Origin of the sequence: Sporolactobacillus laevolacticus DSM 442, from assembly GCF_000497245.1 — a bacterium.
Classification (GTDB): Bacteria; Bacillota; Bacilli; order Bacillales; family Sporolactobacillaceae; genus Sporolactobacillus; species Sporolactobacillus laevolacticus.
In genome coordinates, this window is the sequence record NZ_AWTC01000009.1 from 55,355 (window position 1) to 77,428 (window position 22,074).

24 protein-coding genes are annotated in these 22,074 nt (G+C 42.8%); 17 read left to right on the forward strand and 7 right to left on the reverse strand.

Features of this window, described 5'->3' with window-relative positions; genetic code table 11:
• Positions 1-46: 46 nt before the first annotated feature.
• Entirely contained in the window at positions 47-1,312 is a 1,266-nt protein-coding gene (locus P343_RS28855; protein ID WP_023510319.1) for an ammonium transporter, read from the reverse strand.
• A 360-nt stretch (positions 1,313-1,672) separates the two neighbouring features.
• On the opposite strand from P343_RS28855, the gene P343_RS28860 reads away from it, so the two are divergent.
• The 8 genes from P343_RS28860 (at position 1,673) to P343_RS28890 (ending at position 9,335) form a co-directional block, all read left to right on the forward strand.
• Positions 1,673-2,455 (forward strand): SDR family NAD(P)-dependent oxidoreductase, encoded by a 783-nt coding sequence (locus P343_RS28860; RefSeq protein WP_023510320.1) that lies wholly within the window; start codon positions 1,673-1,675, stop codon positions 2,453-2,455.
• A 125-nt stretch (positions 2,456-2,580) separates the two neighbouring features.
• A complete protein-coding gene (locus P343_RS28865) occupies positions 2,581-3,576 on the forward strand; it encodes a thiamine pyrophosphate-dependent dehydrogenase E1 component subunit alpha (protein WP_023510321.1) in 996 nt (331 codons plus the stop codon).
• Positions 3,577-3,606: 30 nt separating this feature from the next.
• A complete protein-coding gene (locus tag P343_RS28870) occupies positions 3,607-4,641 on the forward strand; it encodes an alpha-ketoacid dehydrogenase subunit beta (RefSeq protein ID WP_023510322.1) in 1,035 nt (344 codons plus the stop codon).
• Positions 4,642-4,725: 84 nt separating this feature from the next.
• Positions 4,726-5,964: a dihydrolipoamide acetyltransferase family protein gene (locus tag P343_RS28875; RefSeq protein ID WP_023510323.1), complete on the forward strand. Its 1,239-nt coding sequence runs from the start codon at positions 4,726-4,728 to the stop codon at positions 5,962-5,964.
• Positions 5,965-6,170: 206 nt separating this feature from the next.
• On the forward strand, positions 6,171-7,247 hold the full coding sequence (locus tag P343_RS28880; RefSeq protein WP_023510324.1) for an AI-2E family transporter: 1,077 nt from the start codon (positions 6,171-6,173) through the stop codon (positions 7,245-7,247).
• A gap of 161 nt (positions 7,248-7,408) precedes the next feature.
• Complete coding sequence (locus P343_RS0118875; RefSeq protein ID WP_031263977.1) at positions 7,409-7,882, forward strand: FMN-binding protein; 474 nt, start codon at positions 7,409-7,411, stop codon at positions 7,880-7,882.
• A gap of 23 nt (positions 7,883-7,905) precedes the next feature.
• Positions 7,906-8,823 (forward strand): RnfABCDGE type electron transport complex subunit D, encoded by a 918-nt coding sequence (locus tag P343_RS28885; RefSeq protein WP_051384754.1) that lies wholly within the window; start codon positions 7,906-7,908, stop codon positions 8,821-8,823.
• Between the two features lie 53 nt (positions 8,824-8,876).
• Positions 8,877-9,335 (forward strand): NUDIX hydrolase, encoded by a 459-nt coding sequence (locus P343_RS28890; RefSeq protein WP_023510326.1) that lies wholly within the window; start codon positions 8,877-8,879, stop codon positions 9,333-9,335.
• 107 nt (positions 9,336-9,442) lie between these two features.
• Here the strand turns inward: P343_RS28890 and deoD are convergent, their stop codons facing one another.
• Together deoD and gloA2 are read right to left on the reverse strand one after the other, a co-directional pair.
• The gene (gene deoD, locus P343_RS28895) at positions 9,443-10,147 is read right to left on the reverse strand and encodes a purine-nucleoside phosphorylase (RefSeq protein WP_023510327.1); all 705 of its coding nucleotides are present in this window, start codon (positions 10,145-10,147) and stop codon (positions 9,443-9,445) included.
• A 72-nt stretch (positions 10,148-10,219) separates the two neighbouring features.
• The gene (gene gloA2 / locus P343_RS28900; protein WP_023510328.1) at positions 10,220-10,606 is read right to left on the reverse strand and encodes an SMU1112c/YaeR family gloxylase I-like metalloprotein; all 387 of its coding nucleotides are present in this window, start codon (positions 10,604-10,606) and stop codon (positions 10,220-10,222) included.
• Positions 10,607-10,805: 199 nt separating this feature from the next.
• Between gloA2 and P343_RS28905 the strand changes: the two genes are divergently transcribed.
• The gene (locus P343_RS28905; protein ID WP_023510329.1) at positions 10,806-11,756 is read left to right on the forward strand and encodes a cation diffusion facilitator family transporter; all 951 of its coding nucleotides are present in this window, start codon (positions 10,806-10,808) and stop codon (positions 11,754-11,756) included.
• 191 nt (positions 11,757-11,947) lie between these two features.
• Here the strand turns inward: P343_RS28905 and P343_RS28910 are convergent, their stop codons facing one another.
• Positions 11,948-12,262, reverse strand: coding sequence for a thioredoxin family protein (locus P343_RS28910; protein WP_023510330.1), 315 nt, complete (start codon positions 12,260-12,262; stop codon positions 11,948-11,950).
• A 147-nt stretch (positions 12,263-12,409) separates the two neighbouring features.
• Here P343_RS28910 and P343_RS28915 point away from each other — a divergent pair, with 147 nt between their 5' ends.
• Positions 12,410-12,952, forward strand: a complete 543-nt coding sequence (locus P343_RS28915) for a cysteine hydrolase family protein (RefSeq protein WP_023510331.1) — start codon at positions 12,410-12,412, stop codon at positions 12,950-12,952.
• 23 nt (positions 12,953-12,975) lie between these two features.
• On the forward strand, positions 12,976-13,578 hold the full coding sequence (locus tag P343_RS28920) for a DNA-3-methyladenine glycosylase I (RefSeq protein ID WP_023510332.1): 603 nt from the start codon (positions 12,976-12,978) through the stop codon (positions 13,576-13,578).
• A gap of 29 nt (positions 13,579-13,607) precedes the next feature.
• On the opposite strand, the gene P343_RS28925 is transcribed toward P343_RS28920, so the two are convergent.
• A complete protein-coding gene (locus P343_RS28925) occupies positions 13,608-14,876 on the reverse strand; it encodes an MFS transporter (RefSeq protein ID WP_023510333.1) in 1,269 nt (422 codons plus the stop codon).
• Positions 14,877-15,544: 668 nt separating this feature from the next.
• Here P343_RS28925 and P343_RS28930 point away from each other — a divergent pair.
• From P343_RS28930 to P343_RS28955, 6 genes are all read left to right on the forward strand, one after another.
• Positions 15,545-16,096 (forward strand): NUDIX hydrolase, encoded by a 552-nt coding sequence (locus tag P343_RS28930; protein ID WP_023510334.1) that lies wholly within the window; start codon positions 15,545-15,547, stop codon positions 16,094-16,096.
• A 92-nt stretch (positions 16,097-16,188) separates the two neighbouring features.
• Positions 16,189-16,821, forward strand: a complete 633-nt coding sequence (gene spoIIM, locus P343_RS28935; RefSeq protein ID WP_023510335.1) for a stage II sporulation protein M — start codon at positions 16,189-16,191, stop codon at positions 16,819-16,821.
• Positions 16,822-17,064: 243 nt separating this feature from the next.
• Entirely contained in the window at positions 17,065-17,565 is a 501-nt protein-coding gene (fur, locus tag P343_RS28940) for a ferric iron uptake transcriptional regulator (RefSeq protein ID WP_023510336.1), read from the forward strand.
• 246 nt (positions 17,566-17,811) lie between these two features.
• Positions 17,812-18,057, forward strand: coding sequence for a DUF4227 family protein (locus P343_RS28945; protein ID WP_023510337.1), 246 nt, complete (start codon positions 17,812-17,814; stop codon positions 18,055-18,057).
• A gap of 4 nt (positions 18,058-18,061) precedes the next feature.
• Positions 18,062-18,958: a tyrosine-type recombinase/integrase gene (locus P343_RS28950; protein ID WP_023510338.1), complete on the forward strand. Its 897-nt coding sequence runs from the start codon at positions 18,062-18,064 to the stop codon at positions 18,956-18,958.
• A gap of 312 nt (positions 18,959-19,270) precedes the next feature.
• Positions 19,271-20,080 (forward strand): purine-nucleoside phosphorylase, encoded by an 810-nt coding sequence (locus P343_RS28955; protein WP_023510339.1) that lies wholly within the window; start codon positions 19,271-19,273, stop codon positions 20,078-20,080.
• A gap of 194 nt (positions 20,081-20,274) precedes the next feature.
• On the opposite strand, the gene P343_RS28960 is transcribed toward P343_RS28955, so the two are convergent.
• Positions 20,275-21,087, reverse strand: a complete 813-nt coding sequence (locus P343_RS28960; protein ID WP_023510340.1) for an ABC transporter permease — start codon at positions 21,085-21,087, stop codon at positions 20,275-20,277.
• On the reverse strand, positions 21,084-22,070 hold the full coding sequence (locus tag P343_RS28965) for an ABC transporter ATP-binding protein (protein ID WP_023510341.1): 987 nt from the start codon (positions 22,068-22,070) through the stop codon (positions 21,084-21,086). Before P343_RS28965 ends, P343_RS28960 begins: the two co-directional genes overlap by 4 nt.
• Positions 22,071-22,074 lie beyond the last annotated feature (4 nt).

Sequence of the window (22,074 nt, forward strand, 5' to 3'; positions counted from 1 at the left end):
GGGAACCTCTTTTTTAATGTACTTTTTTAAAGCATTAAGTATTTAATTATTTTCCTTCAGTTTCGCCATAGCCGTAAGCGCCATGTTCGCTGATATCAAGACCTGCTTTTTCAGCTTCAGCAGATACGCGAAGTCCGATCGTTGCTTTGATAATTGAAAGAACGATGAGAGAAGCTACTGCAACGAAAACGAACGCAGTGATAACACCAAGCGCCTGAACGCCCAACTGATGGAAGCCGCCACCGTAGAAGAGACCAGCTTTACCAACACCGGCAATAGCAACGAGTTTCGGAGCTGCAAAGAAACCAGTGGAAAGTGTACCAATCACACCTGAGATACCGTGTACAGAGAATGCATAGATCGGATCGTCAAGGCCTTTAGCTTCAAGAGCGATTGAAGTCCAGTACGTAAACGCGCCGGCAACCGCACCGATTACGATTGCTGCCCAAGGTTCAACGAATGCACAAGATGCTGTGATGGCAACGAGTGCTGCAAGCACACCATTGCACATTGCGCCGATATCTGCAGTTTTCGAAATGATCATAGCTGCGAACAATGCGCCAAGTGCGCCGGCTGCAGCTGCGAGGTTTGTTGTCAGAGCAACATAGCCGAAGAACTGGCCGTAACCAGATGTTGCAACACCTGTAGAAACAGTACTTCCGGCGTTGAAACCGAACCAGCCGATCCAAAGAATAAAGGTACCGAGGAATACGAATGGAATGTTGTGAGCCGCAAAAGTTTTTGCTTTACCGTCAACGAACTTGCCGATTCTAGGTCCGAGGAGCAGGGTGGCGATCAATGCTGCAGTTGCACCTTGAAGGTGTACGACAGTTGATCCAGCGAAGTCCTGCATTCCAAGTTTAAACAGCCAACCACCAGAATTCCATACCCAGTGTCCAACAACAGGATAAATAATAGCGACGAATACAGTACCGAAAATGAAATAAACAGCGAGTTTGGCACGTTCTGCAAAACCGCCCCATGCGATGGCTAACGATACAGCGGCAAAAGCGAGTTGGAAAAGGAAGAAGATCGAATCATAACCAGCAGGAATGCCGCTCAAGAAAAATTTAGAATAACCAATGAATCCATTACCATCGCCAAACGCTACTCCATAACCAACTGCCCAAAAAACAATTGAAGAAATAGCAAGCGTAATAATTTGTTTCCCGGTAATATGTCCTGCGTTCTTGCTTTGCAGTGATCCGGCTTCGAGGAAGGCGAATCCGGCTTGCATGAGGAGTACTAAGATTGCTGCAACCAATACCCATAATGAGTTCAAACTTAATGTTATTGCATCTGTTGCTTTCATTAAATTGATGCCCCCTTTTTTATGATGAAGTAATTATAACATATCATGTCAGTAAAAGTTACAACTAAATATTAAAAATATTCTTTTATTTGTGTAAGCCTTTACATCTGCAACAAATTATTCAAATTTAGAGTTCCTTTGATTCTGGACGATATGACTACTATTCGATTTGATCCGACATGAATCGTGTCCACTCGCGAAAATAAAGATGAAACTACAGGATGCAAGGGGCAAAATACACAGGTAGGCTAGATTGGCGTCCGATCTATGACAACAAGTGATGTTCACGAAAACGGATTTTCACTATAATAAATAGGTAGTGTATGAATGATGATCTGACATAGAAGGTGCTGCGAATTGATGATTAAAGATAAAATCGTTGTTATTACTGGAGCGTCAAGCGGGCTTGGCAGCGAACTTGGAAGGCAGTATGCCCAAAAAGGGGCAACAGTTGTCTTGCTCGCACGGAATAAAGAAAAACTTGATGAACTTGAGCGTCAAATTCTCATTGAAGGAGGCAGCGCATGGAGTACTGTACTCGACATTACTCATCCAGAAGCTGTCGACTCAGTATTTCGAGAGATTCAGAAACGGTTTGAAAAGATCGACATTCTAATAAATTGTGCGGGATTAGGAAACTTTCAATTATTTAATGAGATGAAATTTGATAGCATGAAGCGTATGTTTGCAGTAAACGTCATGGGGTTAATCGCGTGCACGCGTGCCGCTTTGCCGTTAATGCTCCAAAGCAAACAGGGGCATCTGGTCAATATTGCTTCAATTGCTGGGAAAATTACGACACCGAAGTCTGTGGTCTATGGTGCGACGAAACATGCGGTCATTGGATTTTCAGATGGTCTGAGGATGGAGCTTGAACATGAAGGAATTCGAGTAACAGTTGTGAATCCTGGTCCGATCCGCACACCTTTTCTAAAATTTGCTGATCCTTCCGGCAACTACGCGAAGAAAGCTGGGCGCTATATGCTTGATCCCCGCAGCGTCGCTGAAAAAATTCTAAAAGCGGTTGAACAAAATAAGCGGGAAATCAACCTTCCACGGTATATGGGGATTGGCGCAAAGTTATATCAGATCTTCCCAGACCTCTTTGAAAAAGTGTTTGGCACCTTTCTCAAAATGAAATAATTACGTGAATGAACATATATTTATTTTGCATATGAAGAGCAAATAAGTTATTATTAATTCGTAAGAAACCGCTTACAAGAATGGTTTTTCCTTTTTGCGTGCGGTAAATGACGGGAGGAGTCAGAATGCAAACAGAAACACAAGCATCCGCTAAAGACATGACCGTTGAGAAAGCAAAATGGATTTATACGAAAATGCAAGAGATTCGTCAGTTTGAAACTGCTGTACATGAAATCTTTGCTAAAGGAGAGATTCCTGGATTCGTTCATCTTTATGCAGGTGAGGAAGCAGTCGCTGTTGGCGTGTGTGCACATTTAACAGATAAGGACAGTATTACCAGCACACACCGCGGGCATGGGCACTGCATTGCGAAAGGTTGCGATCTTAATGGGATGATGGCAGAAATTTATGGCCGTGCGACCGGACTTTGCAAAGGAAAAGGCGGTTCGATGCATATTGCTGATGTATCTAAAGGAATGCTCGGTGCGAACGGAATTGTCGGTGCCGGACTTCCTCTAGCGATAGGTGCTGGTCTAACTGCGAAAGTAAAAAAGACAAATGATGTAGCTGTCTGTTTTTTCGGTGATGGCGCAAGCAACCACGGTACATTCCATGAAGCTGTAAACATGGCTGCGATCTGGAAACTGCCGGTTATTTTTGTGTGTGAAAATAATGGATTCGGCGAAGCTTCAACTTTTGATTATGCGGCAGCTGCTGATCGCATCTCAGACTTTGCCAAAGTATATAAAATTGCCGGTAAAACAGTGGACGGGAAAGACTTGCCATCCGTTTATGAAGCGGCGGGAAAAGCGGTAGAACGTGCAAGAAAAGGTGAAGGGCCTACAATTCTAGAGTGTCTGACTTATCGTGACTTTGGACATTTTGAAGGTGATACTCAGTCATATAAAAATAAAGAAGTTCAGCAAAAAGCGGTCACGGAAGATGACGCCATTCTCCGATTCCAGAACTATATGAAAAAGCATAAAATTTTGTCGGAAGAAGACATTCATGATATTGACAAGCAAGTGAAGGCTGCTGTCGAAGAAGCGATTCGATTTAGTGAGGAGAGCCCATTCCCTGATGAAAACGAAGTGACGACTGACGTTTATGTTTCCTATTAATTTGATCGGATAAATCTGGAGGTGCTCGCAATGGCAGTCAAAATGAGTTATTCAGAAGCGATAAACGATGCAATTCGTCAAGCAATGCGCAAAGATGAAAACGTTATCTTGATTGGCGAGGACGTTGCAGGTGGCGCTGAAGTCGATCATCTGCAGGATCAAGGCGCGTGGGGCGGCGTTTTTGGTGTTACGAAAGGAATCGTTGAAGAATTCGGGCGTGATCGAGTGATTGATACACCGATCGCTGAATCCGGTTATATGGGTGCTGCTGTTTCAGCTGCAGCAACCGGTCTTCGACCAATATCTGAACTGATGTTCAATGATTTTATAGGAAGCTGCCTTGATGAAGTCATGAATCAAGCTGCCAAATTCCATTATATGTTCGGTGGAAAAGCAAAGGTACCGCTGACAATAAGGACAATTGACGGGGCAGGATTTAATGCTGCGGCTCAGCACTCACAGAGTTTGTACGCGCTGTTCACACATATACCGGGACTTAAGGTTGTTGTTCCGACAAATCCATACGACATGAAAGGTCTGCTGCTAAACGCCATCTTTGATGATGATCCTGTCATTGTATTTGAAGATAAAACGCTCTATGGAATGAAAGGTGAAGTCGGCGAAGGCTTTTACACGATTCCGTTTGGAAAAGCAGAAATTAAACGTGCAGGCAAGGATCTGACAATTGTCGGGATTGGAAAACAAGTGCACACGGCAATGAAAGCTGCCGATCAATTGGCAAAAAAAGGATTTGAAACTGAGGTCATTGATCCGAGAACATTGTCTCCGCTAGATGAAGACACGATCATAAATTCGGTGAAAAAGACCGGCCGTCTGATTATCGTTGATGAAGCGTATCCGCGATGCAGTGCTGCCACGGACATCGCAGCAATTGTAGGCGACAAAGCTTTTGATTATTTGGATGCACCGATCAAAAGAGTTACCGCTCCACATGCACCGGTCCCTTTTTCTCCGCCACTTGAAAAGTTGTATATGCCAACACCTCAGAAAATCATTGATGCCTTCAGTGTTATGGTCGGAGACAAGGTGTTTTCTGCAGTTTAATTCAGCGGCTCTATGAATGCATATGATGCCGCATAAGTGCTAATAGGCATCTTTTTGATTTTATCCGAAAGGAGCGAAAAGAAAATGGCGGTAGAAATCATTATGCCAAAAATGGGCATGGGCATGGAAGAGGGAACAGTAGTTGAATGGCTGAAACAAAAAGGCGATTCTGTAAAAAAAGGTGAATCAGTCGTTTCCATCAGTTCTGATAAAATCGAAAAAGAGCTCGAGGCTCCAGAAGAGGGCGTTTTGATCGATATTGAAGCAGAAGTTGATGATGTCGTGCCGATTGGCCAACCCCTAGGATATATCGGTATACCTGGAGAAAGTGTAGGCGAAAGTACCGGCCCAGCTCCATCTGTCGCGCCAATTAAGGAAGAACTTTCGGCCGAACCTGTTGCTCAACAAGCGGATGAACCAGTGATTGGCGAAGAACCTAGACTTCGTGTATCCCCGGCTGCAAGAAAACTGGCTAAAACAATGAACGTAGATCTGTCAACGGTGACTGGTTCCGGACCTATGGGCAGAATTACGAAAGTAGATGTCGCAGAAGCTGCTCAGGCGCAGCCAGCTGTTCAAACAGAAACTGTGCCACAGACTGAACCGGCTCCGGTAGCTCCCGTTCAGTTTCCAGATGGGAAGGCGAAAAAGGTTACCGGGATGCGAAAAGTCATTTCGGAGCGAATGTTCAGTAGTCTTCAGCAAACCGCACAACTCACGTTGCAGGCGACTGCGGATGTTACAGAGTTGCTCGCTTTCCAAAAGAAAGCCAGAGAAGCTTATCAAATTAATGACGAAGTACGTCTGACAATTACTGATTTTATTGCAAAGGCAGCAATTAACGCTTTGCTCAGCCATAAGGGAATGAACAGTCATTATCAAGGAGACATGATTACAACATTTGATGCTGTTCATCTTGGCGTGGCAGTAGCGCTTGATGAAGGTCTCGTCGTTCCGGTTGTTCAAGACGCGGACAAAAAATCATTAAGCGCGATTTCGAGAGAAATTCGAAAGGCGAGCAAATCAGCACGTGGCTCTGAATTGAACCAGCTCCAGCTGAGTGGATCAACCTTTACCATAACTTCTCTAGGAACTTACGGCATTGGCTTCTTCACCCCAGTGCTTAATCCTCCGGAAGTCGGTATTCTGGGTGTGGGAACCATCAGCGAGCAGCCGGTTTATTTTGGTGATGAGCTGAAAAAGCGGAGCGTGCTTCCACTCAGCCTGACCTTTGATCATCGAGCGGTTGATGGCGCGCCGGCAGCTGCATTCCTTGCAGAGGTTAAAGCGAATCTTGAAGCACCTTTCAAGCTAGTCTTATAAGCAGTATTAAACAATTCAAATAAATAGAATAAGGTTTTAGTTAACAGTTCTGTCCGTTAAAGATGGAACTGTTTTCTATTATCCTAGAATTATTGAATGGTCTAAAAGTAGATCAAGAGTTGGATTAATGAATGGAAAATAGGGTACAATGTGAGGAGTAGTTGTCAATCTCCACAATCGGTTCTTTGAAGGATAGGGGAAGTGTTATGCCACAGTCCAAATATTTTCGCTTCGCAGTTTGGGTATTGCTTATTCTAGTAATATTAATGGTAGGTTCTAAGCTAACATTCATATTAAGACCGATCGGAGTGCTCTTTACCTCACTTGCTGCTCCTTTGATCATTTCAGGCTTGATTTATTATTTACTTAGACCTCTGGTCAGGGGGTTGATACGCCTGAAGATTCCCAAGGTTCTTGCTATCGTAATCATTTACTTAATTGTGATCGGTCTGATTACCTTGCTCATTGTTTCATTCGGACCTTTATTGTACAATCAATTCTTGTCATTAATTACGAGTATGCCGGGATTGGTACAACAGCTCGGTGATCAATTGGTTAATTTCCAACAGAGTGAACTATTTTCGAAAATGCATTTAAATGAAATTCAATACTTGGATCTTGCTAATCGATTCTCCAAATCGTTGTCTACCATGGCGACAACACTAGGTAACAATGTGTTGTTCATTATCCAGTCAGTGACCGGTACGGTGCTCATTGTCGCAACGGTTCCTTTTATTCTCTTTTACTTCTTAAAAGATGGGGATCGAATGTCGCGGGGCATGATGAAATTCATACCCGATGAACATCGCGAAAAAGCGCAAGCGATCCTGAAAGATATGGACCAGACACTCAGTGGCTACATCCAAGGGCAAATGATCGTACTGCTTTTTGATTTCATTTTCATCTATATTTGGTATTTAATTATTGGACTTAAATATTCTCTAGTCCTTGCTCTCGTTATTCTGTTCACGAATGTTATTCCATTCATCGGCTCATTTATCGCAACAATTCCGGCAGTCATCGTGGCTTTTATTCAATCGCCGATTCTGGCGGTTTATGTCATCGTCGGTGTCACTGTTGTGCAGCAAATTGAAGGAAATGTGATTTCACCGCTTGTGATGGGAAGAAAACTTGATATTCATCCGCTGACAATTATCTGCCTGCTGCTTGTTGCAGGCAATTTAGCTGGGATTATCGGAATGCTGCTGGCTATCCCGGTGTATGCCGTCTGCAAAGTGATTGTCACCCGTGTCTATCAACTGATTCAGCTGCGAAAACAGTAAGTGGCATTTTTTCAGACAGTAAAGTGTGTCTAATTCATTCCAAATGAGAAACAGCTTCTCTCGAAAATGTTGAGGGAAGCTGTTTTTTTTAGCAATTTTTAAGAATTGGGATGTAATCTCAAACACAGGAATAAAAAACTTCAATCTTAGAGGGGATTCAAATGAGTAAACTCAACAATAAATGGGTCATTTTATGTACTGCAGCGATTGGACTAACCTATTCCGCGGGCTATGCGGTAACAAATACAGACGCTTCAAATGCTTCTGTGAAGGGATATTCGCAAACATCAATACAGCAGAACAATCAGAAAACGTACAGTAACAGCACCCAGAGTGGAAATTCAAACAGTTCATCAAGTACAAGCCAATCAAATTATAAAAATGGTACCTATACCGGTCAAGGCGAATGCAAATTCGGAGCAGTGGCTGTAAAGGTCACGATCAAACAAGGGAAAATTAATGCCGTAGAAATTACAGATTGCACCACCTCCTATCCGGAATCAGCAATTGAAGGCTTGCCTCAGGAAGTAGTTGATCGACAAGGTACGGATGTTGACAATGTTTCAGGCGCAACGTTTAGCACGGAAACTTTTAAAACAGCGGTTATGAATGCACTGGAAAAAGCAAAAGGCTAATCCTTTATTTAGGAGAGATGGAAATGGAGCGAATAAATACAGCTCAAGAAACAGTTTCAAACAACACCGAATCAAGAAAAAAAGGCACGCCTTCAAAGAAAAAAACAGGGATTCAAAAATTCGTACGAACGCCAAAAGGGATTGTATTATTTATTCTCGTGATTTTGGCAGTGACTGGGCTCTCTTACACTGGAGGTTCCGGGGGAATCAAGAATGTGTTATTAGCGGTTGGCACCGGTCTTATGGTGGATTTTGTAGTCACCTATATCACAGGACGCCCATTGAAAATTTCCGATGGTGCAATAATCACAGCAGTGATCATAAGTGTCATTCTCAGTCCTACTACATCTTGGTACAATGTAATGTTCACTACGGTTATTGGTTTGTTGTCCAAGCATCTTCTTAAGGACAAGCGGAAACCTTGGCTCAATCCGGCAGCTTTTGGGCTTCTTATTAGTGCAACTTTATTTTCCACAGGCGAAAGCTGGTGGGGCGGGCTATCCATGCTTCCTGCTTGGATGACGATCTTATTGTTGATCAGTGGCTTTATTATTGTGGATCGAATTAATAAATTTCCACTTATCCTATCTTTCTTTTCCGTGTATATGTTATTTTTCTTGATCATGGGTATTCTCGGTGTTGCATCAGTTGGTGATGCATTTAGAATGCCGTACATTAATGCGGCTTTATTTCTCGGCTTTTTTATGTTGACCGATCCGCCGACTTCCCCGGCAAAATATCGTGATCAGGTGTTGTTCGGGATTATTGCCGGTGTTGTAAGTGGACTTTCCTTCCTATATATAAGCAAGTTGTCTTATTTATTGTTTGGGGTTCTGATCGCAAATCTTTGGAAGGTCGTGCAATCAAAATACTTTAATACGAATAGAGCTAAGGATTCACGGATAGGTAATGTACAAAACAAACGTATAACGAGTGAATAACATGAATTTGTTCGAATCAATCATGTGGTATACTGATCGGGGGGATCGGATGCATGGGATATATCGAAGAGTTACGTTCTTTGGTCGGTCACAGACCATTAATACTTGTCGGATCAGTTGTCTTGATTTGTGATAATCAAGGGAGAGTGTTGATGCAAAAACGCAAATTTCCCAAGGGATATTGGGGACTGCCGGGTGGACTGATGGAGCTTGGCGAGTCTGCAGAGGATACTGCTGTGAGAGAAGTTTTCGAAGAGACGGGACTCAACATTAACCAGTTGAAGCTTTTTCGGGTGTATTCAGGAATGAAAAAAATGTCGGTTGCTGAAAATGGCGACCAATACTATCCGGTGACGATTTCTTATGTAACAAAGACCTATGATGGAGAATGGGCTATTGATCCCGCAGAATCTGAGACGTTTGAATTCCGCAGCCGTGACAATCTGCCCGAGCACATTTTAAGGAATCACAAAAGAATCCTTAACGATTTTTTATCAATACAATCCTTTTGAAGGAAGAAAAAAATCCGGCGGTTGTTGAACTGATCCCCAGAAGTTGGACAATAAAATCAAACTTTTGGAGTTCGGATCACGGTTGTCGGATTTTTTTTGCGTAGTAATCAGTTGATCGCTGTTTCCAGCGCGATGTTAATCATGTCGTTGAATGTTGTCTGACGTTCTGCTGCTGTTGTGTCTTCACCTGAGAAAATGTGGTCACTCACAGTCAGAATGGTCAATGCTTGAGCACCGTATTTTGCCGCAAGTGTGTACAGAGCTGATGTTTCCATTTCAACGGCCAGCACACCGTACTCACCTAATTTTTTCACGATGTCCATGCTGTCGCGATAGAAGACATCCGCGGAAAGAATATTACCTGCGCGTAACGATACCCCGAGTTCACTGCCTATTGTATAGGCTTTTTGCAAAAGGTCAAAATCAGCCGTAGGTGCAAAGTCTATATTTGGGAAGGTGCTGTGGTTGACTGAAGAGTCGGTTGTGGCCGACATCGCCAAAATGACATCCCGGACATGAATCCCTGTTTGGATGCCTCCGCAGGTGCCTACCCTGATCAATTTTTTTACACCATAATCGCGAATTAATTCGTTGACATAAATAGAAATTGATGGAATACCCATTCCGGTTCCCTGAACCGAAACCCTCTGGCCTTTATAGGTGCCAGTAAAACCGAGCATGCCGCGGACATTGTTGTATTGTGAAACATCTTCAAGATAGGTCTCTGCAATATATTTGGCGCGCAAAGGATCCCCAGGCAGTAAGATGCGATCGGCGATTTCGCCAATTTTTGCTTCAATATGAATACTCAAAGCTTTTCCTCCTTCAATTATGTATGAGTCCTACTTTATTCTATCACGTGAACGGTTATTGAATGAAGTTAATTACCCTTGATACAGTTCCAGAGGTAAATCGTCAGGATCTCTAAAAAAAGTGAATGGTTTGCCAGTGATGGCATCAATCCGTATCGGTTCGGTGTCGATCCCTTTCTCGTTCAGCTCGCGGGCAGCTGCATCTACATCAGGAACAGCAAAAGCAAGATGTCTTAACCCGCAAGCTTCCGGACGTGTAGGACGGGAAGGGGGATTGGGAAAAGAAAATAATTCAATCTGTGAACCGTTTCCGATCGAGAGATCCAGTTTATAGGACTGGCGTTCATTTCGATAGGTTTCATTAATGATTTTCAAACCTAAAAGATCAACATAAAAATGCTTGGATCGTGCATAATCGGAACTGATAATGGCGCAGTGATGAATGCCGGAGATATCCATGATGATCAACCTTCTTCTTCAAAAGTCTATTTTAATCCAGTATAACAAATCCAAGTTCTGACACGAGTAAATTATTAATGAAATAGGCAAAATCATCTTGACAGTCTTTAATGAAAGAATAATACTATACATATGAACGATTGAACATATGTTCAATCGTATGATGGCATTCTTTTCTGATGAAAGAGGCGATTTACAAATGGCAGTTCATGAAGACCATCATCATGGAATGACTCAGAGCCACGCACATCACCCTAATTCAGCCAATCAAAAAGCGTTGTTTATCAGCTTCTTGATTATCACCGGTTTTCTGTTTGTGGAGGCAATTGGAGGTTGGATGAGTCATAGCTTGGCTCTACTTTCAGATGCGGGCCATATGCTTAGCGATGCGGTTTCATTGGGATTAAGTTTTATTGCGATATTAGTTGGAACAAAAGTGTCTGTGAATAACCGTAAAACATTCGGTTACAAAAGGTTCGAAATCTTAGCTGCTCTTTTTAACGGTGTACTGCTTTTAATTATTTCAGTGTGGATTATTATAGAAGCCATTTCACGGATTACAGCACCGGTCAGTGTTGCGAGTGGCGAGATGCTAGTTATTGCCGCCATTGGCCTTATCGTTAATATTGTTGTGGCCTGGATTCTGATGCATGGGGAAAAGGAAGAAAACCTGAATGTCAAAAGTGCTTTTCTACACGTTATAGGGGATCTGCTTAGTTCTGTTGGAGCGATCGTGGCATCCCTGCTTATCTTGTTTTTCGGTTGGGAAATTGCTGATCCAATTGCCAGCATGGTCGTCTCTGTCATTATTTTTAAAAGCGGCTGGGGAGTCACCAAAGCATCAATTAATATATTAATGGAAGCAAAGCCGGACAATCTGGATCTTGATGAGATTCGAAATCGGATAAAACAATTAGATGGTATTCATGGCATTCATGATCTCCATGTATGGACAATCACTTCTGGCTTTCTGTCGCTTAGCTGTCATTTAACTGTGGATGATCACGTGAATCGGGACGAAATGCTGAGAGAAGTGGAAGAGGTGCTCAGTGACTATCATCTTGAACATTCAACCATTCAAATTGAAAGCATGCATTTTTCAAACTGCCGTTCCGATTGCGCGTATCAGCATCACCTTAATGCTCAATAATTTTTATAATAAGGCATTGTTATTTGGTTTTGTTGATTAAAAGGAACGCTCCGTAGGAGTCTTACAAATTTTGCAACTTTAAACTATGGATCATAATAATCAACAGTAGAAATGAACAGAGCTTATATAAAGAAACAGGAGCGTTTGCTTTTCCATAAGCTCCTGTTTCCTTTCTGTTTAAGATGGCTTAGTTATGCTTCAATCGTATTCAAATAGGCGCGAATGTCGTCCGGTGTCTGATCATCCGCCCGTAGGTGTGCAATTTTTTCTCCATTTTTAAATGCGAGAAGACTTGGAATACCTAGAACCTGGTAATCTTCACCAAGCTTTGGAAATTGATCGCGATCATTGCTATACCATTCAAAATCAAAGTCTTTAATAATATCGTCGATATACATATTCAGCCTTTTACAGTCCGGGCACCAGTTTGTTTCGAATTTCACCATAATCGTTTTCGGGCTGCTAATGAGCTGTTGAAATTGTTCAGTAGTTTCAATTGCTTTCATCACAAAAATTCCTCTTTTCAGATGGTTTGTTCATTTATTTTAGCAGAATTGATAACTCGCGAAAACCATTTCGTTCCAGCAGAATGCTGTTGCAAGAGTACAGTACGTGATAGAGTATAATTAAACAAAGAAAAGGGAGATATGTTCATGACGAACGAAGCGCTTCTAGTCATTGATATGAGCAATGATTTCGTGGACGACGAAGGAGGATTGACCGCTGGAAAGCCGGCACAACATATTGTTCCTTACATTGTATCGCTTGCCGAACGATTTTATCAAGAGGGAAAGCCTGTGCTTTTTTGCATGGATGCGCATGAGCAGAATGATCCGCATTTCAAGCTCTGGCCGCCTCACAATATTAAGAAAACTTGGGGCGCCGAACTCTATGGACAGCTTGGCAAGTGGTACGATGCACACAAGAAAGATCCAAAGGTTCATTTTGTTCCAAAGCCTGAGTACGACGCGTTTATTCGCACCGATCTTGATTCGATCCTGAAAGCATACCATGTCGAAACGGTTCATTTGACAGGGGTATGCACGGATATCTGTGATTTTTTGACAGCGTATGGCGCTTATTCGCGGGGCTACCAGACAATAGCGCACAGGAAGGGCATGGCGACATTTACCGATCAGCATGACCGATTCCTGAATCATATGAATGCAATTTTCAAGACAGAAATTGTAGACTGACACTAAAAAAAGAGGTGAATCGCTTGACTAATCTGTACGATGATGGAGTCGCGAGATGTGATTGGCACACCTCCGACCCAATTTATTTGGACTATCATGATCATGAGTGGGGAAGGCCGCAATATGATTCCCTCAAATTATTTGAAATGCTTTGTTTGGAAGGAATGCAGGCCGGTTTAAGCTGGATCACCATACTAAAAAGGCGCGAAAACTATCGAGAAGCATTCGATCGATTTGATCCTGTTGTGATTGCAAACTATACAGAAGAAAAAGTTGAAGAACTCATGGCCAATGCAGGAATTATCCGTAACCGATTGAAAATTAACGCTATTGTTGCGAACGCGAAAGCGTACCTGGCAATTGAGAAAGAGCAGCCGTTCAATCATTTTATCTGGTCATTTGTCGGCGACAAACCGATTATTCATCAGTACACAGAAATAAAAGCGATTCCCGCTTCAAGCAAAGAATCGCTGCAAATGAGTAAAACATTAAAGAAAAAAGGATTCAAATTTGTCGGTGAAACGATTTGCTACGCATTCATGCAGGCGACCGGAATGGTTAACGATCACGAAACCAACTGCTTTTGTTATAAAGAATTATCCGGAACACTAGAGCGCGAACTGTAAAAGCACTAAATAAGGATCATTAATGAAGGTCAATCAAAGTTGCGGATTGCAGGGATACAGAGGCTGATCGCGATCAACAGCAATGTGAAGCTGCTCAGAATAACCATTGCGGCAACACCGCCGATTGCGTTGGCAAACCATCCTGTTAACATAAAGCCGACCGGAATCAGTGCAAAAGAACCGAGCATGTCAATGCTGGCAACGCGTCCAAATGCTTCCGGAGCGACGAGATCCTGAAGACTTGTTTCCCAGATTAAGCCAAAAGTCATGCTTCCCAGTCCTGCTAAGGTCATGAGAAGAGTAAGTATCACTATGTTTTGAATAAAAGGCATCGTGATAAAGGCTAACCCGCCTGCCGCAATGCCAAGATAGGCAATCGGACCGCGATGGCGCCAGGTCTTGCGCATACCGAATATAAAAGCAGCAAGCGCAGCACCGACCGCGTCACCAGACATGACAAGGCCATAAACATAAGATGGAAAATGATGATGTACATTCATCAGCCAGGGAATAATAATCACTGTGACACCAGTTGTGCAGATATTGATGAAGCAAAAGGCGAGAATGGTGACCCACAGCCATGTATTTTGTTTGATGACTTGAATGCCGCCAAAACAATCACGAATAAATGAGGTCTGCTTAGCTTCGGATACTGCTTTTCTGATTTCCCCTTCCTTGGTCAGAAACAGCAGACAAACAAAAGAAATAAGGAATGTCAAGCCGTCAATGCCGAAACCAATCGGCGCCGACCAAACACTGACAATAACACCGCCGAGCGCCGGACCAAGTAATCTCATTCCTTGAACACTCAACTGATTTAGTGCGTTCGCGGATGTACGTATGTCAGGAGTAAATACTGTAGCGCGTATCGCGGAAAATGCGGGTTGAAAAAGCCCATCCATGATTCCCAGAACAATGGCGATGACAGAAAAAAGATGGATGTTCAGTGATCCGTTCAAGCCTAAAGCCATGATGATAAAAGCCATCATGCAGCGGACAATATCAGCAACACGCATCATTTTCGCTCGATTGATCTTATCAACGATCACGCCTGCGAACGGAAGTATGATCACATTGGGGAGCATATAGGCGGTCATAATGAAACCCATTGCCATTGTTGATTGAGTCAGCGAGTACACGAGAATTGGAATGATGATACCTGTAATTGATGAACCAAATACCGATAGCGTATTCCCAATCCATAAAGCTCTGAAAGCTCGTGATTGAAAGAGTGGAGAAAAAATCTGCGGCACATTTCTTTTAAAATGAGTCGTTTGTGTTTGTCCGTGATTGACCATGACCTTCACCTCAATGACTGATTCAGCATTTTTTACAGCACTTTAAACACTATAAAGCAAATACTGAGAATAGTCACGATATGTCTTGTCGATCATTAGCCTAAAAGAGGATGTTCAAAAAGTCCGGGAAAAAGGTAAGAAGGTTCTTCTGCTAAAATCATGCACGTCCTGTGCATAACGCAGAAGTCACCGCATCCTGNAGAAGGTTCTTCTGCTAAAATCATGCACGTCCTGTGCATAACGCAGAAGTCACCGCATCCTGCGGAAGTTCTGTGTCAACTTGTTTCTACGCTCCTCGCGTATTAACAGGAGAACTTCAACTAAGAGCGCGTACGTCCTGTACGCAACGTTGAAGTCACTACATCCTGTAGAAGTACAACTGGTGCTCGAAACTGCGTTTCCTTGATCTTCGACGCCCAGGACGGGCTAGTGTCAGGCATGCCACAGAACGTGGCGTTTTGCCTGACCTCGGCCCTTTTTGTCCTCCTTTTTGAACAGACTCTAAAAGGCAGTTTTTCTAATACGCTCACAGAAAAACGTTAAAAAGAAACGGAATTTCGATAAAACGTATATGCTGGCTGTGATAGAATGAAAACGGAATGATTTGCAGTGTAACAGCGAGAGCGCTAAGTGTGATGATAACTATTTCAATGAAGGATGTGTGCTTAATGGACGGATTAACCGAAAAGAAAAAGAGCTCGAAAGAAATATTTAAGGGGAGAATTGTTCATTTGTTCGTTGACAACGTTCTCCTTCCGAATGGGCAGGAATCTACTCGAGAAGTGGTTAAGCACCCTGGGGCAGTTGCTGTTATCGCAGTTAATAAAGAAGGAAAATTACTTCTGGTGAGACAATATCGATACCCTCTGGATGGCATTATTTACGAAATACCCGCCGGCAAACTAGAGCCTGGCGAAAATCCGGATGACTCAGCACTGCGAGAATTAGAAGAAGAAACAGGCTGTCAATGTGAACGATTAGAAAAAATTGCTTCCTTTTATTCTTCACCTGGATTCTCCGATGAATTGCTGCATGTTTATTTTACCGATAGTTTGATTGAAGGAAAGCAGCATCTTGATCAAGACGAGTTCTTAGAAGTTTGTGCGATTGATCTCAACGAAGCGATCAAAATGGTTGAGGATCATCGGATTTATGATGCTAAAACTGTGTATGCGGTTCAATACATGCAGCTCCGAGAGAATCAGAACAAGCATAATTAAAGAGAACAGCCCGACTCTGTCATAGTTATCTGTATGAATCATAGAATAAGATTATAGATTTCAGATGATAGAGTAGTCGGGAGGTCAGCGAGATGATCGTAGAACGGGTGAAGAAGGCTTTGACTCAGCATATTGGAGATTATCTATCACTGTACACATTTGTTACGGGATTGTTGCTGATGGGGATCATTTTCGGAGCGGTTGTTGTAAACTGTCTTTCCTATGAATCCAAAAGTGATCTTCTTCATTATTTGCAACAGTTTTTCGGCGAGTTAGCAAAGAATCAAATTGCAGATCCAAGAGCACTATTCAAAGAGAGTCTTTTTCATGATCTGCAATTCCTTATCCTGATCTGGGTACTTGGCCTATCCGTTATCGGTTTGCCGCTCATATTCCTGCTCATTTTTGTCAAAGGAATGTTTCTAGGTTTTACAGTGGGTTTTCTTGTCAGCCAGATGGGAATGAAGGGGTTAATGACAGTTCTTGTCAGCGTATTCCCGCAGAACCTACTTACAATACCTAATTATTTATTTTTGACTGTGCTTTCGGTAGCTTTCTCATTGAAGATGATCCGTCAGTTATTGATGAAAACAAGAAAGCAGCCAATGCTGCCGCAATTTATCAGTTATGGCATTGTTTTAGCAAGTACGAGCTTAATCGCAGCTGCTGCTTCTGGTTATGAGGCCTATGTATCACCGGCATTAATCCGACTTTTCATTTCATAACTGTTTGACTTTCTGAATGAATGTGCCTATTTAAAAATAAAATAATTATAATTTGAAAGTAATTATATTCAATTGACACTATTCTCAATAAGGATTATAATTTTCCTGTAAAAACCAGTGATCTGTTTGATAATGTGTTGCTTCTTCGGCAAATTTCATTCATGATCTCATATCATTGTCGGCAACCTTACATCATTGTTGCCGGTCTATTGATGGATTTGTTTTTGCGAAGGAGGGGCTTGTATGGAAGGCAGAATTAATCGGATCAAAAAGCAGCTTCATGCGCAAAAATACAAATTGACGCCCCAACGGGAAGCGACAGTCAGGGTCTTGTTGGAGAATGAGCAGGATCACCTCAGTGCTGAAGATGTTTACCTCCTTGTGAAGGAGAAAGCGCCTGAAATCGGACTAGCGACTGTATACAGAACTCTTGAATTATTATCCGAACTGAAAATTGTTGACAAAATCAACTTTGGCGATGGCGTATCACGCTATGACCTTCGCCGTGAAGGTGCGAGCCACTTTCATCATCATCTTGTCTGTATTGAATGCGGTTCTGTGGATGAGATCCAGGAGGACCTGCTTGGAGAAGTGGAAAAAGTTGTTGAGCGAAAATGGCATTTTAAAGTTAAGGATCACAGACTGACTTTTCATGGCATTTGCCATCGTTGTCTGGAAAAACATGAGGAAGAAAATCGCCTGAATAAAGAAAAAGAATATGAACAGGAAACAGAGAAAGTGTAACCGTTATGAAACCAACAGCCTGAGCTAATCAGACTGTTTTTTCATTGCCTAGCGGTATATTCATGCAGTTAGATAGATGCGGTCGGTTGCATAATGATCATCCGGCGCCATCACTAGGTCACTTCCCCGCAAACATACATCGTAAGATTCATTCAAAAAAAAGTATACAAGCAGCATGTTTTCATTACTAAGCCTCATATGAATGATTAATAACATATTCACTCATGGACAGGCGGGAATGTGAAAATGAATGATTACATTAGAATAGGTATTGAATTTTTCAGAGTGCTGATTCTTTTTGCGGTGCTGACAGCTGCTTTTTATTTGGGGATGACTTGGATGGACCATTATCAAGAAAGGGTTCATCGTTATGATGAGCCGGGATCTGGAGCGGTCAAAGTGAGTCAGGTCAGCGATGGACATGAAGGACTCTATTCTTGGAATGGGCATGACGTTTCGCGTTTATTTGAATTCTTAAGAGACGGAGAATAAGAGATTGAAGAAACAGTTAGATGATTTTTTATCTGTTCTGATTCAGGAACGTGGTCTATCTGAGAACACCATTGAAGCCTATCGAGGTGACTTATACCAATATCTTGATTTTTTAATAAAGAATACGGATTGCACAATATGGACGGATGTTACCGACTTGACTGTTATGAAGTATCTTTATTATTTGAAAGATCAGGGCAATGCAGCTTCAACACTTGCGAGAAAAGCGGCCGCGGTTCGCGGTTTTCATCGATACCTGTTGCGCAGTCACCAGGTGAATCACGATCCTTCCTTTAGCATGGATTTGCCAAAAGCAGAGAAGAAACCTTTGCCATCGATGCTTACTGTGAAACAAACGGAACAGCTCTTGGCGGCACCCGATACACAAACCGCGTTAGGAAGACGCGATAAAGCGATGATGGAGGTTCTGTATGCAACGGGTATGCGTGTCTCAGAATGTATCCAATTAAATCGTGAAGATTTGAATCTTGAATTGGAATTTATCCGTTGTGTTGGTAAAAAGGGCAGTGAGCGAATTTTGCCTCTCAATCAGCCGGCGATTCAAGCACTTGAGTCTTATTTATCACTGAGTGATGAACCAAAGGAATCGCATTTGGGACAGCCATTATTTATGAACCGATTGGATAATCGTTTGACGAGACAGGGCATTTGGAAGATCATCAAGCATTATGCAGAATTGGCTGATATTTCAATACAGATGTCTCCAGAGACACTTCGCCATTCCCTCACTGCCCATTTACTGCAAAATGGAGCGGATTTGGAATTTGTTGATGAATTGATGGGACGAGCCAATAATTCTGCAGCGATGAGGTATCCTCGGCCTAATCGACTGCCACTGAAAGAAGTTTATGCACGCTTTCATCCTCGTGCACATTCATAGTACAATTGATGGGGATCAAATTAGAGGGTGTTCAAAAAGTCCGGGAAAAGGTAAGAAGGATCTTCTGCTAATAGCGTGCACGTCCTGTGCGCAACGCAGAAGTCACCACATCCTGTGGAAGTTCTGCGTCAACTTGTTTCTCCGCTCCTCACGTATTAACAGGGGAACTTCGACTAACAACACTCACGTCCTGTGAGTAACGTCGAAGTCGAAAGTACGCTCTGGTGCTCGAAACGTCGTTTCCTTGTCCTTCTCGGCCCTTTTTGTCCTCCTTTTTGAACAGACTCTATTACATAAATGGAGAGATGAAAAATGAAGCCAATAGAAGAAGTAATGGAAGTAATTAAGAAAAAGACGAATCAATCACCGGTTATCGGACTAATACTTGGTTCCGGACTGGGGGATCTCGCTGAAGATATTGAAGGCGCAGTAAACATTCCTTACCGTTCCCTTCCGCACTTTCCCGAACCGACAGTAAAGGGCCACAAAGGTCAGTTCGTGATCGGCAAACTCGAAGGAAAGACAGTAGTCGCCATGCAAGGACGTTATCATCACTATGAGGGCTATTCGCTTGCACAGGTAGCTTTCCCCGCCTATGTCATGAAGGCGATGGGTATTCAAAAGCTGATCGTTACCAATGCGTGCGGTGGCATCAATGTTGATTTCAATCCTGGCGATCTTATGCTGATTACCGATCATATCAATATGCTTGGTGACAGTCCGCTGATCGGGCCAAATGACGACGAGTGCGGTCCGCGTTTTCCGGATATGTCGCGGGCTTACGATCCAGAATTGATTCAAAAGGCAAAGGATGCTGCTTCTGCGCTCAACATTAATGTTCGTCAAGGCGTTTATCTTGCAACACACGGACCACAATACGAAACACCTGCCGAGATCCGGATGATGCGAGTGATGGGGGCAGATGCTGTCGGTATGTCAACTGTCCCTGAAGTCACAGCAGCTAGTCACATGGGTCTCAATGTACTTGGTATTTCCTGTATCACCAACATGGCATGCGGCATACTCGATCAACCACTTAATCATAAAGAAGTTATTGAAACAGCAAATCGTGTGAAAGCAGATTTTACAGCGCTGATCAAATCCATCATTCGTTCAATATAAGAGTCATAGACATAGAAAAAAGAGCCCCTACAGGGCTCTTTTTTCTATGAATAGGTGCTGTTCAATTCTACTGTTGATTATGGTCCATATTTAGAGGTGCGAAATTTCACGTTGATCTACACTATCCTAAGGTTAAGGTGTTGTATGGTGTGTTTTCCAGCAATGAGCTGATTCTTGAAAAGACGTACCTGAATTTAAAACAGAGTCAGATTGCCGGTTTCTTTTGCATGTTTTTCAGCATAACGCACAAGGATGAAGGAAGCGATGATGAGACATAGAAGAATCAGAAACAATTCAAGCAATGGCTGGAAAATAGCGCTCAAATTTTTGCCATCCAAAACGATTGACCTTAATATGTTCAGAACAAAAGTCAACGGAAAGGCGTATGCAATCATCTTTGCCCATAATGGAAAGGCCATGACCGGCATACGCACGCCTGAAAAAAAAGCCATCGGAGCCTCAAAGATTGTATAAAGGAAACCTGCATCACGTGAAAAGAGGAAGATTGTGTTCAAAAATCCGCCCCAAACAATTGCCGAAAGCATTAAAATAACTACAGCAATAGGAATCAGCCACCAATGAGCGACATGAAGACCACCCATAAATAGGATTGTCAGCACTGCAAAAATTGAAAACAACCAAACCGCTTCGAGTAGATTGGCAGCTGCTCTGCTGAACATGACCAAGGTTCTTGGTGCTGGTGTCAGAAGAATTATTTCTAAGGTTCCTTGCTCGCGTTCATAACCCATCATCCATGCCGATTGCACAAGACTCCAGAAAAAGATATAGGCGAGGCATCCTGTAATTAAAAATAGACCAAGCTTTTCAACAGGTACAAACCGTGAAAGCGGACTATCTTGGCCTAGATTAAACGGTTTGAACGCGTAATAGGAGTCAACAAATTGGATGACCGGCCATACGAAGAGTGAAAAGTACATCAATCGATTATTAAAATTATGACGATGGCTTTTTTTCATCTCTGCCCAAATCACATTAAGGAGATTCATAGAAGCTCACGCTCCTCCGCGAGTCGAATGATTGCGTCCTCCAAATTGGGTTTCTTTGATTCAAGCCTAAGTAGATGAAAGTTTCGCTGGTGCGTGAGCGCAATAAATTGTGCAGTTAGATCAAAAGGCGCAGTCATATCTAATTGGGTTCCTTCATCCGTTTCGTTTTTTTGGGTATGAATGCCGCGATTATCCAGTTCCTGCCGGAGCCATGTCCAATCTTCTTGCGTCAGCCGATCCATAACAACAAGCAGAATGCGGTCTTTAACGATGGTCTGTATAATTCGAGTTGGGGTATCGTGCAGGAGCAGGTGTCCTTTTTCTATAATATAGACGTGATCACATAATTCTTCGACCTCTTCCAAATAGTGGCTCGTCAGCAGAATGCCTTTATTTTTCTTCTTTGCGAGGTCCTTGACCATGCCTCGCAATTGGCGGGCGACAGGCGCATCTAGACCGAGTGTTGGTTCATCGAGAAACAAGTAGTCAGGATCATTAATTAGCCCGCGAGCAATCTGCAGCCGCTGTTTCATCCCTTTTGAGTAGCGTTCAACCGGCCGGTCTGCAGATTCAGCCAATCCTACTTTTTTGATTAATTCATCACATTGGTTTTTGAGTGCGGATCCGCGCAGGCCATACAGTCTGCCAAAATACATCAGATTTTCACGGGCACTGAGCCGCCAATAAAGCATTCGTTCCCCACCGGCAATCATATTAATGCGTCGCTTAATCGCTTCTGGTTGCTGGAGTGCATCGATTCCGTCAATCGAGAGTGTGCCGGAGGTTGGCGCGAGCAAGGTTGAGAGCATTTTAATCGTGGTCGTTTTTCCAGCCCCGTTCACACCAAGCAGTCCGACAATTTCTCCTCTTTTGATGGTCAAGTCAAGCCCGTTTACCGCTTTAATTTGTTGTTTTTTTCTGGCGAACCAACCACTTTTCTCCTTCATTGTGTAATATTTAACTAATTTTTTCGCTTCAAGCATGTCC